The organism is Micromonospora inaquosa (genome assembly GCF_003857055.1).
Classification (GTDB): domain Bacteria; phylum Actinomycetota; class Actinomycetes; order Mycobacteriales; family Micromonosporaceae; genus Micromonospora; species Micromonospora inaquosa.
In genome coordinates, this window is sequence record NZ_QGSZ01000358.1 from 1 (window position 1) to 14,363 (window position 14,363).

The 14,363-nt window shown below is 73.4% G+C and carries 11 protein-coding genes; 6 read left to right on the plus strand and 5 right to left on the minus strand.

Annotated features, from left to right (window positions below):
• Positions 1-464: 464 nt before the first annotated feature.
• Positions 465-1,151, plus strand: a complete 687-nt coding sequence (locus tag DLJ59_RS32745) for a DUF4191 domain-containing protein (RefSeq protein WP_124777935.1) — start codon at positions 465-467, stop codon at positions 1,149-1,151.
• A 65-nt stretch (positions 1,152-1,216) separates the two neighbouring features.
• On the opposite strand, the gene DLJ59_RS32750 is transcribed toward DLJ59_RS32745, so the two are convergent.
• On the minus strand, positions 1,217-1,615 hold the full coding sequence (locus tag DLJ59_RS32750; RefSeq protein ID WP_244236350.1) for an RDD family protein: 399 nt from the start codon (positions 1,613-1,615) through the stop codon (positions 1,217-1,219).
• Between the two features lie 263 nt (positions 1,616-1,878).
• Between DLJ59_RS32750 and glnA the strand changes: the two genes are divergently transcribed.
• From glnA to DLJ59_RS32765, 3 genes are all read left to right on the plus strand, one after another.
• Complete coding sequence (glnA, locus tag DLJ59_RS32755; protein ID WP_124777937.1) at positions 1,879-3,303, plus strand: type I glutamate--ammonia ligase; 1,425 nt, start codon at positions 1,879-1,881, stop codon at positions 3,301-3,303.
• A gap of 131 nt (positions 3,304-3,434) precedes the next feature.
• Positions 3,435-3,800, plus strand: a complete 366-nt coding sequence (locus DLJ59_RS32760) for a PadR family transcriptional regulator (RefSeq protein WP_124777939.1) — start codon at positions 3,435-3,437, stop codon at positions 3,798-3,800.
• Complete coding sequence (locus tag DLJ59_RS32765; protein WP_124777941.1) at positions 3,797-4,795, plus strand: hypothetical protein; 999 nt, start codon at positions 3,797-3,799, stop codon at positions 4,793-4,795. Before DLJ59_RS32760 ends, DLJ59_RS32765 begins: the two co-directional genes overlap by 4 nt.
• Positions 4,796-4,798: 3 nt before the next feature.
• On the opposite strand, the gene mptB (DLJ59_RS32770) is transcribed toward DLJ59_RS32765, so the two are convergent.
• Both mptB (DLJ59_RS32770) and mptB (DLJ59_RS32775) read right to left on the minus strand, forming a co-directional pair.
• The gene (mptB, locus tag DLJ59_RS32770; protein ID WP_244236351.1) at positions 4,799-6,286 is read right to left on the minus strand and encodes a polyprenol phosphomannose-dependent alpha 1,6 mannosyltransferase MptB; all 1,488 of its coding nucleotides are present in this window, start codon (positions 6,284-6,286) and stop codon (positions 4,799-4,801) included.
• A 14-nt stretch (positions 6,287-6,300) separates the two neighbouring features.
• Positions 6,301-7,701, minus strand: coding sequence for a polyprenol phosphomannose-dependent alpha 1,6 mannosyltransferase MptB (mptB, locus tag DLJ59_RS32775; RefSeq protein WP_208648912.1), 1,401 nt, complete (start codon positions 7,699-7,701; stop codon positions 6,301-6,303).
• A 44-nt stretch (positions 7,702-7,745) separates the two neighbouring features.
• On the opposite strand from mptB (DLJ59_RS32775), the gene DLJ59_RS32780 reads away from it, so the two are divergent.
• On the plus strand, positions 7,746-9,386 hold the full coding sequence (locus tag DLJ59_RS32780; protein ID WP_124777945.1) for a hypothetical protein: 1,641 nt from the start codon (positions 7,746-7,748) through the stop codon (positions 9,384-9,386).
• 5 nt (positions 9,387-9,391) lie between these two features.
• Here the strand turns inward: DLJ59_RS32780 and DLJ59_RS32785 are convergent, their stop codons facing one another.
• Positions 9,392-12,484: a bifunctional [glutamine synthetase] adenylyltransferase/[glutamine synthetase]-adenylyl-L-tyrosine phosphorylase gene (locus DLJ59_RS32785; RefSeq protein WP_124777947.1), complete on the minus strand. Its 3,093-nt coding sequence runs from the start codon at positions 12,482-12,484 to the stop codon at positions 9,392-9,394.
• The gene (locus DLJ59_RS32790) at positions 12,484-13,251 is read right to left on the minus strand and encodes a type 1 glutamine amidotransferase (RefSeq protein WP_124777949.1); all 768 of its coding nucleotides are present in this window, start codon (positions 13,249-13,251) and stop codon (positions 12,484-12,486) included. Before DLJ59_RS32790 ends, DLJ59_RS32785 begins: the two co-directional genes overlap by 1 nt.
• Before the next feature lie 202 nt (positions 13,252-13,453).
• Here DLJ59_RS32790 and DLJ59_RS32795 point away from each other — a divergent pair.
• Positions 13,454-14,363 (plus strand): S66 peptidase family protein (locus DLJ59_RS32795; protein WP_148096990.1); only part of this gene is annotated, 910 nt, incomplete at its 3' end.

Sequence of the window (14,363 nt, forward strand, 5' to 3'; positions counted from 1 at the left end):
CACCCTGCACCGCACCCACGCCGCCGAGCTGCGCGCCGACGCGGCCGCGCTGGGCGCCGTGGACCTGGCAGTCGCGCTGGGCGCGGTCACCGGCGCGCGTCGCTGGTGCGACCGGCCTGCCTGCGCCGGCCCAACCACCCGCGGCTGACGGGACGCGACAGCGACCGGGCGAGCCGGTCCGCGGCCGCGTCGGCGCGCAGCTCGGCGGCGTGGGTGCGGTGCAGGGTGAGCAGGAAATCTGCGTCGTTGCCGAACATCTTGGGCTCCTTCGTGGCGTCGTCGTCTTCTGCTGACGACTCTTCGCGCGAAGGCCCCACCCGGGCATGGGCACGGCGCCTCATCTTCCCGGCCCACAGCCTCCTTACCCGGCTGCTCCAAAGGTGTACGGGGACGTAAGGTACTCAGCTCCCCCGGCACCCGGACGCGGATCAAACGGGCCGGCGGCGACCACTAGACTCTGCGGCATGGCAAAGCCCCAGGAGAAGGTCTCGTTCGGCCAGCGGCTGAAGCAGATCGGGATGGTGTTCCAGTTCACCGCCAAGCAGGACCGGTGGTTCGCGCCGTTGGTCGCGGCGGCGGTGCTGCTCCCGCTCGCGCTCACCGTGGTCGCGGTCATCCTCTGGGGCTGGATCTGGCTGCCGATCGGCATCCTGTTCATCCTGCTCGCGGTGCTGATCGTGCTCAACCTGCGGTCCAACAAGGCGATGATGAACGCCGCCGAGGGGCAACCCGGCGCGGCGGCGCAGATCATGGAGAACATGCGCGGTGACTGGCGGGTGACCCCGGCGGTCAGCTCGACCACTCAGATGGACATGGTTCACCTGGTGATCGGCCGTCCGGGCGTGATTCTGCTGGCCGAGGGCAACCCGCAGCGGGTGCGCGGCCTGCTCGGCCAGGAGAAGCGGCGACTCTCGAAGGTGATCGGCTCCGCTCCCCTGCACGACTACGTGATCGGGCAGGACGAGGGCGAGCTGCCGATCCGTAAGCTCCGGACGACGCTGCTGCGCCTGCCCCGCGCGCTCTCCGGCAAGGACGTCAACTCGCTGGACAAGCGACTCAAGGCGCTCACCGCCCGGCCGCAGATGCCCAAGGGCGCGATCCCGAAGAACATGCGGCCGCCGGGCGCCTTCCGCCAGTCGCGGGGCCGCTGACACTCAGACGTGCGCGTGAAGGAGCCGCGCCCGGTGGGTCCGGCTCCTTCGCGTTGGTGGTGCGGTCAGCCGCGGGGGGCGTCGACGATGACCGAGTCGGCGAGGCGGTCGTGCAGGCCGCGCCGGTGCTCGTCCATGATCAGCGCGGGGACGACCAGGGCCAGCAGCAGGCCACGGATCAGCCCCCGGGGCACGCCGATCCGGCCGCCGTCGTGCCAGTTCACGCAGCGGATCTTGGTGATGTACATGCCCGGAGTCTGAGCGAACAGGCCGAGGAAGATGCCGTACACCAGGACCAGCACCAGCACCGGCGCCCAGCCGTCGCGGACCGGGTCGGCGAAGAAGTTGGACACCAGCAGGCAGAGCACCCAGTCGATGATCAGCGCGCCGAACCGCCGACCAATGCTCGGCGCGGTGAAGGTGGGGTCGGTGGCCGGCGCTGCCGGAGGGTGCGGATTGGTCACAGCGGTCAAGGGTATCCGCGCCGGTATGAGGGTCTGCCGGGTGCCGCCACCACTGTGTGCCGATTCAGGCCAAAGGCATCAGATGTCACTACACTGGCACAGTCGGTACGGCGTTCCTGGCGGGCCGGAGGCGTGGACAGGGGCGTTCCTGACCCTCCGCGAGGGACGTAACACGGCAGAAACAACGGAGACACGGCCGGGCAACCCCCCGGCCCTAGCGTCGCCAGAAGCCTAGCCACCCCGTGGACGTGCCAGGAGGATGTGTGTTCGCCAATCCCGAGGAACTGCTGCGATACCTCAAGAACGAGGACGTGAAGTTCGTCGACGTTCGCTTTTGTGACCTGCCCGGCGTGATGCAGCACTTCAACCTGCCGGTCGAGTCCGTCAACGACGACCTCTTCACTGACGGCCTCGCGTTCGACGGTTCGTCGATCCGCGGTTTCCAGGCGATCCACGAGTCGGACATGCTCCTGCTCCCGGATGTCGCCACCGCGTTCATCGACCCGTTCCGCGCGCAGAAGACGCTCGCGCTCAACTTCTTCATCCACGACCCGTTCACCCGCGAGGCCTACACCCGCGACCCGCGCAACGTCGCGAAGAAGGCCGAGGCGTACCTGGCGGCGAGCGGCATCGCCGACACCGCCTACTTCGGCGCCGAGGCGGAGTTTTACATCTTCGACTCGATCCGCCACGAGACCTCGGCGCACCAGTCGTTCTACTATATCGACTCGGTCGAGGGCGCGTGGAACACCGGCCGCGAGGAGCCGGGCGGCAACCGCGGCTACAAGACCGCGTACAAGGGCGGCTACTTCCCGGTGCCGCCGGTCGACCACTTCGCCGACCTGCGTGACTCGATCGTGCGCCGGCTGGTCGACAGCGGTTTCACCGTGGAGCGTTCGCACCACGAGGTGGGCACCGCCGGCCAGTCCGAGATCAACTACAAGTTCTCGACGCTGCTGCACGCCGCCGACCAGCTCCAGCTCTTCAAGTACATCGTGAAGAACGAGGCCTGGGCCAACGGCAAGACCGCGACGTTCATGCCCAAGCCGCTCTTCGGTGACAACGGCTCCGGCATGCACACCCACCAGAGCCTCTGGCTCAACGGTGAGCCGCTGTTCTACGACGAGACCGGCTACGCCGGCCTGTCCGACATGGCCCGCTGGTACATCGGCGGTCTGCTGCACCACGCGCCGTCGCTGCTGGCCTTCACCAACCCGACGGTCAACTCGTACCGTCGCCTGGTGCCGGGCTTCGAGGCGCCGGTCAACCTGGTCTACTCGCAGCGCAACCGGTCCGCCTGCACCCGCATCCCGGTGACCGGCAGCAACCCGAAGGCCAAGCGCGTCGAGTTCCGCGTCCCGGACCCGTCGGCCAACGTCTACCTGGCCTTCTCGGCCATGATGATGGCCGGTCTGGACGGCATCAAGAGCAAGATCGAGCCGCCGACGCCGATCGACAAGGACCTCTACGACCTCCCGCCGGAGGAGTGGGGCGACGTCAAGCAGGTGCCGGGCTCGCTGCCGGCCGTGCTCGACTCGCTGGAGGCCGACCACGACTACCTGCTCGACGGCGGCGTCTTCACCCCCGACCTGATCTCCACCTGGGTCGACTGGAAGCGCGCCAACGAGGTCGACCCGGTGCGCCTGCGCCCGACCCCGCACGAGTTCGCCATGTACTACGACTGCTGAGCAGTCCAATGCACGACGACTGCTGAGCAGTCACCCGCTCAAACGGCCCGGGCCGGCTCCGCTATCGCGGGGCCGGCCCGGCCGCTTTGTGCCGTCCCCCCATATACCTTCGCGTCCGATATATTGCTCGCGTGGAGACACCGCTGCGTGAACCGACCTTCCTGATCCTCACCGCGCTGGCCGCCCGGCCGATGCACGGCTACGGGCTGATCGGTGAGGTCGCCGCTCTCTCCGACAACCGGGTGTCGCTACGCCCCGGGACGCTCTACGGAGCGCTCGACCGACTCGTCGACGCCGGCCTCGTCGAGGTGGACCGGGAAGAGGTGGTGGACGGCCGACTGCGCCGCTACTACCGCCTCTCCCCCGGCGGTGAAACCACGTTGAGCACCGAGACCGAGCGCCTTCGCCGCAACGTCGAAGCCGCCACCACCCGGCTGTCCAAGCGGACTCGCGCCGCCCTCCCGACCACCCCACGCACGGTCGGAGGGCTGGCATGAACGACCTGGAACGCCGCTACCTCCGGCTGCTGCGCGCGTACCCCGCTGACTACCGGCGCGCCCGCGGCGCCGAAATCGTCGGTACCTACCTCGACCTGGCCGCCCCTGACCAACGCTGGCCGGCGCCGGTGGACGCCGCGGACCTGGTGCGCGGCGGCCTCCGCCAGCGGCTGCGGGCCGCGGGCGTCACCGACCTGATCCCCGGGGTACGCCTCGCGGCGCTGCTCGCCCTGGTCACCGCGAGCGCCCTCGCCGGTGTCTGGGGTACGGCGGAGCTGCATCCGCCGCCCGTGGAGTGGGGCGTCCCCCACGTCGGCCCGTTCGTGTCGCTCGGTGTCGTCACGTGGGCGGCGTGGCTGTTGGCGGCGGTGGTGATCGCCGTCGCGCCGAGCCGGGTCGCCCGGTGGGCCATCGCCCTCGCGCTCCTGCTCACGCTGGCGCTGCCACCGGTTGCCGCAGCGCTCGACGCACCCCGACCGCCGCTGTACGTGCTCCTGCCGCAGCTGGTCCTGGGCCTGCTGGGGCTGGCCCTGCCCGACCGACCTCCGGCGGCGCTCCGCCTCGCACCGCTGCTGTCCGCGCTGTTGGCGCTGGCGGCGGCGGAATTCCTGGTGGGGCTGTCGGATATTGACGGCTACTACGGTCCCGCGTTGGCGGTCCTGCCCGCGACCGGCGGGCTGTTGCTGGCCGTCGGGGCCCTGCTGGCAACAGGTCTGGCGATGGGCGGCGATGGGCGCGGCGGCTGGGCGCTCGTCACGCTGCTCACCCCCGCCGGCTTCCTGGCGGTGCCCCGCCTGGCTACCGACATCGGGCGGATGCACGGCGCCGTCACCTACACGGAACTGGCCGTGACCGCTGTCGCCGTCGCGCTCACCGGTCCCGCCGTCCTGCTCCTGACCGTCCTTCTCCGCTCCCGCCGGACCGTCACCCCCCAGCCCTCAGGTCAACCCTGCCCCACCTGCGGCACCCGCCTGACCGCACCCCAGCCGAGGTGACGATCATGAGGTTGGCCGGGCGTTTCGTCCGGATCGTTGCCCGCCGACCTCATCATCAACAGCTTGAAGCCGGCGGCGTGCGAGGTGGGCGAGCACGGTCAGGAGCAGAGCCGTCATGGCCAGGGCGCCGGGGGCCTTGGTGAACCGGGCCAGGTTGGTGCCGTCGGGCAGGACGAGAAAGGCTGCCGCCGCCACGGGCAGCGTGAACCACGTCGTACCGGCGGCGGTGAACGCGAGCAGCGCCAGCGGCCAGGTCGCGTACCAGGGGTGGAAGACCGGGGACAGGACGACCGTGGCGACCAGCGCCAACGCCGCGCCGTGCAGCGCCACCCGGGACCGCGCCACCGGGTGCGAGGTGTGCTCCGGCTCGCGCAGGGTCTGCCAGGCTCGCCACCAGAGCACCACCAGCACCCCGACGAGCAGCAGCAGCGCGACCGCCCGGACCACCGGCACCGCCTGCGGGTCCCGGCCGACCAGCGCGCCGGCGTAGTCCACCACGAAGCCGACGGCGGTGGGTGGTGACGTCCACTGCTCCGAGTCGCCACTGTGGGCCAACCCGCCCACCCAGCCGAAACCGAGGCCGGACACCGCCGAGGTGGTCAGCAGCGCGGTGAGCAACCCTCCGGCCAGCCAACCACCGTGGCGCAGCAACGCCCGGACGGTGTGGCGACCGTGCACGGCGGCCAACGCGGCGAACGGCACCACCACCACGGCACTGGCCTTCACCGTGACCGCCAGCCCGAGCAGCGCCCCGGCCAGCAGCAACGCCGCCGGCCGGCCCGGTCGACGGACCACGATCAGCAGCCCGCACAGCAGCAGGCCCAGCATCACCGCGTCGTTGTGCGCGCCGGCCACCAGGTGCACGCCGACCAGCGGCGCGGCCAACGTCAACCAGGCCGCCCGCCGGGCCGGCACCCCGGCCGCCCGGGCCAGACCGGGCAGGCAGAGCGCGGCCAGCAGCAGCCCGGCCACGGCGATCACGCGCAGCGCCACGATCGTCCCGGTGAGCCCGCCACCGAGGCCGACCGCGAGCGCCGCGAGCACGACGAAGACCGGCCCGTACGGTGCCGGGGTGTCCCGCCAGATCGGGGCCACCGTGTCCAGCCAGGGGCAGCCCGCCGCCGCCACCCCCACGGTGTACGGGTCGACGCCGTGCGCGTACGTCCAGCCCTGGCAGGCGTACGAGTAGACGTCCCGGCTGCCCAGCGGCGGCGCGACCAGCAGCGGCAGTGCCCACAGCCCGGCGGTGACGTACGCCCAACGGGTCGACGGTGCACCCTCGCGCAGCGACCACCACGCTCCGACCAGCAGCACGGTGCCGACCAGCCAGCAGGTCAACGTCGCCGGGCCGTCCGGGGCTCGCCAGATCGACGCGGGCGTCACGCTCAGCGGGGCGTCGGGCAGCGCCCCGCCGAGGTATCCGGCCACGGCGAGCAGGACCGCCCCGGCCAGACCGGCGTACCGGGAGAAGCGCGCCCCGGGAGCGGTCACCGGCGCACCTTCCCTCAGTCGGCGACGACCGGTCGACGGGCCGCCCGAGCCGACCGTACCAACCGGATGACCACCACGATCACCAACAGCGTCATCAGCGGCGCCCCGACCGTCTTGGTGTAGCGGGGCAGCCCGGTGCCGTCGGGCAGCACCAGGAACGACGCGACCAGGGCGACCACGGCGAACCATCGGGTCCGCTGGGCGGTGGCCGCGAGAACGGTCAGCGGCCAGGTCCAGTACCAGGGGTGGAACAGCGGGGCGAGGGCGACAGTGGCGGCCAGCGCCAGGGCGGCGTGCCAGAGCGGGTCCCGGGTGCGGGCCCGCCACCACAGCCAGACCAGCAGCAACGCCAGCACCGCCAGGCCGATCCCCCGGGTCACCGGCAGCGCGTCGATGTGCCCACCGAAGGGCACCGCCAGGTAGCCGATGGTCTGCCCGACGGCGGTGGACGGTGAGGTCCAGGCGATCACGTCGCCTCCTCGTTCCAGCCCGCCGACCCAGCCGAAGTCCAGCCCGGCCGCGTAGGTGACCCCGACCACGACGGCGACCGCGCCGGCGACCACCCACCCGCCGTGCCGGACCAACGCCCGGATCGAATACCCGCCGACGATGGCGGCCAGCGCCGCGAACGGCACCACGACCAGCGCCGTCACCTTGATCGCGGCGGCCAGCCCGAGCAGCACGCCACCGGCGAGCAGCGGACCGGGGCTGCCGGGCCGGGAGGCGATCACCGCGAGCCCGGAGACCAGCAGTCCGACCATCAAAGCGTCGTTGTGCGCGCCGGACACGAGGTGCACGGCGACCAGTGGGCAGCCCAACGCCAGCCAGACCGCCCGGCCGGCGGGTACGCCCGCTCGTCGGGCCAGCACCGGCAGGCTGACCGCGGTCAGCGCCACCCCGGCCACCGCGATCAGCCGGAACGCCACGATCGCGCCGGTGAGCGAGCCGGTGGCCTTGACGATCGCACCGGAGAGCACCACGAACAGCGGCCCGTACGGTGCCGGGGTGTCCCGCCAGATGTACGAGATGGTGTCCAGCCAGGGGCAGGGCAGCACGGAGACGCCCTGCTCGTACGGGTTGATCCCGGCGGTGTAGCTGGCGCCCTGGCACGCGTACGCGTAGACGTCGCGGCTTGCCAGCGGTGGCGCGATCAGCACCGGCAGCAGCCAGAGGCCGACGGTGATCAGCGCCCAGCGGGTCGACGGGATCTTGTCGCGCAGTGACCACCAGGCGTAGGCCATCAGTGCGGTGCCGACCAGCCAGGCGGCGATGACCAGCGGACCATTCGGGCCCTGCCAGATGCTGACCGGGGTGGGGCGCAGGGGTGAGCCGGGCAGGGCGCCGCCGAGGAACGCGGCGACGGCGAGCAGCGCCGAGCCCGCCAGTCCGGTCCAACGCGCGAGGTGGTGAGGCACGCCGGACATGCTGCCAGTACGGTGGTCGCGGTACGGAGGTGGGCATGCGGCGCAGTCGGGTGGTGGCGATGGCCACCGGTTCCGCCGTCGTGCTCGGTGCGCTCTGGCTGGCCCTGCCGTTGATGGGTTCGGACCTCTCCGCGCAGGTCGCCCGCGCGGACTTCTTCGCCGCCCACGGCCCAACCCCCGTCGATCTGCGCTGGTACGGCGGGGTGCAGCAGTTCGGCTACAGCCTGCTGTCGCAGCCGGTGATGGCGCTGCTCGGTGTGCGGGTGACCGGCGCTCTGGCGCTGGTGGCGTCGGCCGCCGCGTTGGCCGCGCTACTGGTTCGCGGCAGGGTGCCCCGCCCACTGTTGGGCAGCCTCGTCGGGGTGGTCACGTTGGCCGGCAACCTGGCCTCCGGCCGGGTCACGTACGCCCTGGGTGTGGCGTTCGGGCTGGCCGGACTGTTGGCGCTCACGCTGAGCCGCCCCGGCGCGTACACCGGGCAAGGGCGCGCGGGCGGACGGGCGCTGCTGCGGCTCGGGCTCGGCGCGGCCGGCGCGCTGCTTGCCTCCGCGACCAGCCCGGTGGCTGGCCTGTTCGTCGGTCTGGCCGGTGTCGCGCTGCTGCTCAGTCGCCGGTACGCCGACGGCCTGGCAGTCGGGATAGCGGCGGCCGTGCCGCTGGCCGCGACGGCCCTGTTGTTCGGCGACGGCGGCTGGATGAACATCAGCCGGACCGACACGCTGCGCGCGGTGGTGACCAGCCTGGTGGTGGCCGCGCTGGTGTCGTACCGACCGGTGCGGTTCGCGGCGCTCCTCTCCGCCGCGGGGGTGCTCGCCGCGGCGCTGGTGCACACGCCGGTGGGATTGAACGCGACCCGACTGGTCACGATGTTCGCGCTGCCGGTGCTGGCCGCCGCCGCCGGCCCGCCGGCCTGGCTCACCACCCGGATGGCCCACCGGTCCGCCGCTCTCGCCGCGCCGTCCGGCGGCACCCGTCGCGCCCGGCTGCTGGGCGGTGTCGGCTTGGTCGCGCTGCTGGTGGCGGTGTGCGTCTGGCAACCGCCGGTGGTCCCCGCCGACCTGCGCGGCATCGGCGACCCGACCAGCGCGTCGGGCTACTACACGCCACTGCGCGCGTTCCTGGGCGAGCGGCGGCTCACCGGCCGGGTCGAGGTGCCACCGACGCGCAACTACTGGGAGGCAGCCCGGCTCGGTGAGGTGCCGCTGGCCCGGGGTTGGCTGCGGCAGGCCGACATCGAGCGCAACCCGCTGTTCTTCACCACAGTGCCCGGCGCGTCCGGCACCGGTGTGCCGTTGACGCCGGCGAACTACCGAGCCTGGCTGAACGAGAACGCCGTGCAGTACGTGGCGCTTCCGGACGCCCCGCTGTCCTGGGTGGGGCGGGCCGAGGCGGCGCTGGTCGAAGGCGGCCTGCCGTACCTGACGCCGGTCTGGTCCGACCAGCACTGGCGGGTCTGGGCAGTGGTCGACGCGACACCGTTGGTTGCCGCCCCCGCCGAGCTGGTTCGCGTCGACGGCGCGGCGGTGACCTTCCGGGCCCCGACCGCCGGCCCGGTGGCGGTCCGGGTGCGGCACAGCCGCTGGCTGACCGCGTCCGGTGGAGCCACAGTCATCGCCGACGGCGACTGGAGCACCGTCGTCGTCCCCCGCCCCGGCGAATACACCCTCGGCAGCTGACGCCGCTACGCCTCCAGCACGCGTTGCGCGGCGGCGCGGGAGCGCCGGCCGGTGCGCAGGTACTCGTCGAGGAACTCCCCCGGGTCGTCGCGGCCGAGCAGCCGGGCCACCCCGGCCAACTCCACCCCGTGCCGGGGCAGTTGGTCGCCGGCCCGGCCCCGGACCAGCATCAACGCGTTGCGGACCTGTGCGGCCAGGGACCAACCGGCGGCCATCTCCGCGGCGTCCTCCCCGTCGATCAGGCCGGCCCGCTCGGCCGCCGCGAGGACGTCGAGGGTACGCGTGCCGCGCAGCGCCGGGACCGCGCCGGCGTGCCGGAGCTGAACGAGTTGCACCGCCCACTCCACGTCGGCGAGCCCACCGCGACCCAGCTTGGTGTGGGTGGCCGGGTCGGCGCCCCGGGGCAGCCGCTCGGTCTCCACCCGGGCCTTGATCCGCCGGATCTCGACGACCTGCTCGCGGGTCAGCCCGCCGTCCGGGTAGCGCACCGGCTCGATCATCGCCTCGAACTCGGCGCCCAGGTCGGCGTCACCGCAGACGAACCGGGCGCGCAGCAGTGCCTGCGCCTCCCACACCCGCGACCAGCGGGCGTAGTACTGCGCGTACGCGGCGAGGCTGCGCACCAGCGGACCCTGGCGGCCCTCCGGTCGCAGGTCGGCGTCGACGCCCAGCGGCGGGTCGGGGGCGGGCACGCCGAGTAGCCGGCGCAGTTCCTCGGCGACGGCGTGCGCGGCGGCGCTGGCCGCGCTCTCGCTGGCCCCTGCCGGCGGGTCGTAGACGAAGAGCACGTCGGCGTCGGACAGGTAGTTCGACTCGTACCCGCCGAGCCGGCCCACGCCGATCACCGCGAACCGCAGCCCTTCCGGCGCGGGCTGGCTGGCCTGGGCGGCGCGCAGCGCGGCGGCCAGGGTGGCGTCCGTGACGTCGGCGAGCGCCGTTCCGACCTCGGTGATGTCGGCCAGCCCGGCGGCCGGCCGGTTCGCGCCGTCCGACCGGGTGGGGCTGGGTGCCAGCGCGCCCGCCCGGCAGAGCACGTCGGCGCAGGCCACCCGCACCAGCTCGCGACGGCGCAGCGCGCGCACCGCGCTGGTCGCCTCGACCGGGTCGGAATGCCGGGCCGCCGCCGCCAGGAAACCCTCCCGCAGCACCTCGGGCGGGCGTGGCGCCAACTCGTTCTCCTCGGCCAGCAGCCGCAGCGCCTCCGGGTCGCGGGCGAGCAGGTCAGCGACGTACCGGGACAGGGCGAGGACCCGGGCCAGCCGGCGGGCGACCGGGCCGCCGTCACGCAGCAACCGCAGATACCAGGGGGTGCTGCCCAGCTTGTCGGAGACCTTCCGGTAGTTGAGCAGCCCCCGGTCCGGCTCAGGCGCATCAGCGAACTCGCTGAGCAGCACCGGCAGCAACGTGCGCTGGATGGCCGCTGTGCGGCTCACCCCGCCGGTGAGCGCCTGGAGGTGACGCAACGCCCCGGCCGGGTCGGCGAAGCCGAGGATCTCCAGACGGTTCCGGGCCGCCTCCGGGGTGAGCCGCAGCCCGTCGGCCGGCACCCGGGCCACCGACTCCAGCAGCGGCCGGTAGAGCAGTTTGGCGTGCAGTCGGCGTACCTCGGTGGCATGGGTGACCCACTCGGCCCGGAAGCTCTCCACCGCGCTGCGCCCCGGCGTGGCCGTGAAACCCAGCGCGGCGGCGAGCCAGCGCAGCGCGCCCGGCTCGGCGGGCACGGTGTGCGTACGACGCAGGCCCTGCAATTGCAGCCGGTGCTCGACGCTGCGCAGGAAGCGGTAGCCGCGCAACAGGGCCTCGCCGTCGGCCCGACCGACGTAGCCGCCGGCGACCAGGGCACGCAGCGCCGGGATGGTGCCGGGCGCGCGCAGCGTCTCGTCGCCGCGACCGTGCACGAGTTGCAGCAACTGCACGGCGAACTCGATGTCGCGCAGCCCGCCCGGACCCCGCTTGATCTCGCGTTCCAGCTCCTTCGGCGGGACGTGGTCGATGATCCGGCGGCGCATGGCGCGGACGTCCTCGACCGCCTCGGGCCGCTCGGCCGCCCGCCAGACCAGCGGCGCGAGCTGGTCGATCCACTCCTGGGCCAGCGGCAGGTCACCGGCGGCCGGGCGGGCCTTGAGCAACGCCTGGAACTCCCAGGTGCGCGCCCACCGCCGGTAGTAGGCCAGGTGGCTGGCGAGGGTCCGCACCAGCGGGCCTCGGCTGCCCTCGGGGCGCAGCGCCGCGTCCACCGGCCAGGCGACCAACCCGCAGATATAGATCAACCGGGTCGCCACCAGGGTCGCGGCGGACAGGTCGACGTCCTCGGCGGCGACGAAGATGACATCCACGTCGGAGACGTAGTTCAGCTCGTCGCCACCGCACTTGCCCATCGCCACGACAGCCAGCCGGGGCCGCTCGGTGCCCTCGGCCAACTCGGCGACCGCGATCTCGTACGCCGCGGAGAGCGTCGCGTCGGCCAGCGCGGAGAGCGCGGCCATCGTCTGCTCCAGGCCGCGCCCACCGGTCAGGTCAGCCGCCGCGATCCGCAACAACGCCAGCCGGTACGCGGTCCGCAGCGCCGCCACCGGGTTGCCGCCGTCGACCGGCTCCAGCCGCCCCTCGGCGACCGGGGCGAGCCCGTCCGGGGCGGTCCGCAGCGCCCGGTAGTGCTCGGGGTGGGCCACCAGGTGGTCGCCGAGCGCCGCCGACGCGCCGAGCACCGCGATCAGCCGCCGCCGCAACCCGGGGTCGTTGTGCAGGTCCGCGAGCAGCGGCGATTCGACGCTGGCGTCCGTGGTGCGGCTGCCGGCGCTGGCGTCCGTGGTGCGGCTGCTGCCGGTGGTGCGGGTGCCGGCGCGGCCGTCGGTGGTGCGGCTCTCGGCTTCCACGATGCGGTGCAGCTGGCGCAGGGCCAGGTCCGGGTCGGCGGCCCGGGACAGCGCGGCAAGCAGCTCCGCGGCCACCTCGTCGACCGGCTCCTGCTCGACCGGCTGCCACAGGCGCAGCCCGTCCGGGCCGAGCAGGTCCGCGGCGCGCGCGCCGCCGTCGCCTTCGGCGGTGCCGAAGCCGTACCGGGCGAGCCGGCCCGGTGCCCTGGTCGGCCGGCTCATCAGTGCCCGAGCAGCGGCAGGCCGCGCCGCGTCGTGCTGTCGTCCAACTCGCCGAGGGCCAGTGCGGCGAACCGGGCGGCGAACGGTTGCCAGACCTCCTCGACGTCGGCCAGCACCGAGGCGCAGGCCGCGACCACCAACTCCGGGTCGTAGCCCAGCTCGGCGAGTTGGGCCGAGTCGGTGGCCCAGTCGGCGATCATCGCGGCGTCGCACTCGATGTGGAACTGCAACCCCCACGCCCGGTCACCGAGGCGGAACGCCTGATGCGGGTAGCGGGTGGACGCCGCCAGCAGTGTCGCGCCGCGAGGCAGCTCGGTGATCTCGTCGGAGTGCCACTGGAGCACGTCCGGGATCAACGGCACGTACCGGAACAACGGGTCGCTCTCGGCGGCGTCGCGCCGGCCGACCACGCCGGGGCCGATCTCCGGCCCGGACGGACTCCGCTCGACCAGCCCGGCGTGCGCGGTGGCGAGCAGCTGCGCGCCCAGGCAGACCGCCAGGGTCGGCACCCGGTACCGGACCGCCTTGCGCAGCAGGCCCTCCACGGCGGGAAACCACTGTGCGCCGGGCGAGCCGTCCGGCAGTGGGTACGCCTGTTGTTCGCCGCCGAGCACCACCAGCGCCGCGTACCCCTCCAGGTCGGCGGGGAGCTCGTCGCCGGCGTGCGGGCGCACCACCCACAGCTCCAGCCCAGCTTCGGTCAGCCACTCGCCCAGCCGGCGGGCGTCGTCCGTCGGGTCGTTCTCGATCACCAGCGCGGTTGCCACCCGTCGAGGCTAGCCGGTACACCGCGCGGCACCACGCCCCGGCACGGGCCGCGCGGCGTCCCACCGCCCGTGCCGAAAGCCTCCCGCCGCCCGCGCCGGGGTTCCGCGCTGCCGGTGCAGGGGCTTCGGGCTGCCGGTGCCGGGGTTCCGCGCTGCCCGTGCGGGGGTTCCGGCCTCGGTGGGGTGGTTAGGCTCTGCGGTTGTGATCAGCGAGGACAGCGCCGCCGTACGCCCGCCCGTGCTGCGCCCAGGTGACACGGTGCTGCTGGTGTCGCCGTCCGGGCCGACCTCGCCGGAGCGGGTGGCCCGGGGCATGGAGCTGCTCACCGGCTGGGGCCTGCGCCCGGTGCCGGCGCCGAACGCGTACGCCCGCCACGGCTACCTCGCCGGCACCGACGACCTACGCGCCGCCGACCTGAACGCCGCCTTCGCCGACCCGCAGGTGCGCGGAGTGATCTGCACTCGCGGCGGCTACGGCGCCCAACGGATCGTGGACGCCATCGACATGGCCGCCGTCCGCCGTGACCCGAAGGTGGTGGCCGGCTTCTCCGACATCACCGCGTTGCAGTTCGCCCTGTGGCGGGGTGCTCGCCTGGCGGGGGTGCACGGCCCGGGGGCGGCCTGGCGCGACGAGCGCACAGCGTTGCGCTCCGCCGAATCCCTACACGCGGCGCTGATGACGACCGAACCCGTGTCGATCACCGCGGTACCCACCGAGGAGACCTTCGGGGTACGCGTCCCGGGTCGCGCCACCGGCACCCTGCTCGGCGGCAACCTGTGCATGATCGCCGCGTCGATCGGCACACCGGACCTGCCCGACCTGACCGGTGCGGTGTTGTTGATCGAGGACGTGCAGGAGCCCCCGTACAAGGTCGACCGGATGCTCACCCACCTGCGCCGCGCCGGCGCGCTGGACGGGCTGGCCGGGGTCGCGGTTGGGCAGTTCACCGACTGCGGCGACGGCTGGGACACCACGATCGTCGACGTACTCACCGAACGCCTCGGCGACCTGGGCGTACCGGTCCTCGGCGGCCTCCCCATCGGCCACGGCCCCAACCAACTAACCGTCCCGGTAGGCACGAAGGCCACCCTCGACACCACCACCGCCACCC

Coding starts and splice junctions, on each gene's coding strand:
- DLJ59_RS32745 (WP_124777935.1), top strand. CDS start 465: ATGGCAAAGCCCCAGGAGAAGGTCTCGTTCGGCCAGCGGCTGAAGCAG.
- DLJ59_RS32765 (WP_124777941.1), top strand. CDS start 3,797: ATGAACGACCTGGAACGCCGCTACCTCCGGCTGCTGCGCGCGTACCCC.
- DLJ59_RS32780 (WP_124777945.1), top strand. CDS start 7,746: ATGCGGCGCAGTCGGGTGGTGGCGATGGCCACCGGTTCCGCCGTCGTG.
- DLJ59_RS32785 (WP_124777947.1), bottom strand. CDS start 12,484: ATGAGCCGGCCGACCAGGGCACCGGGCCGGCTCGCCCGGTACGGCTTC.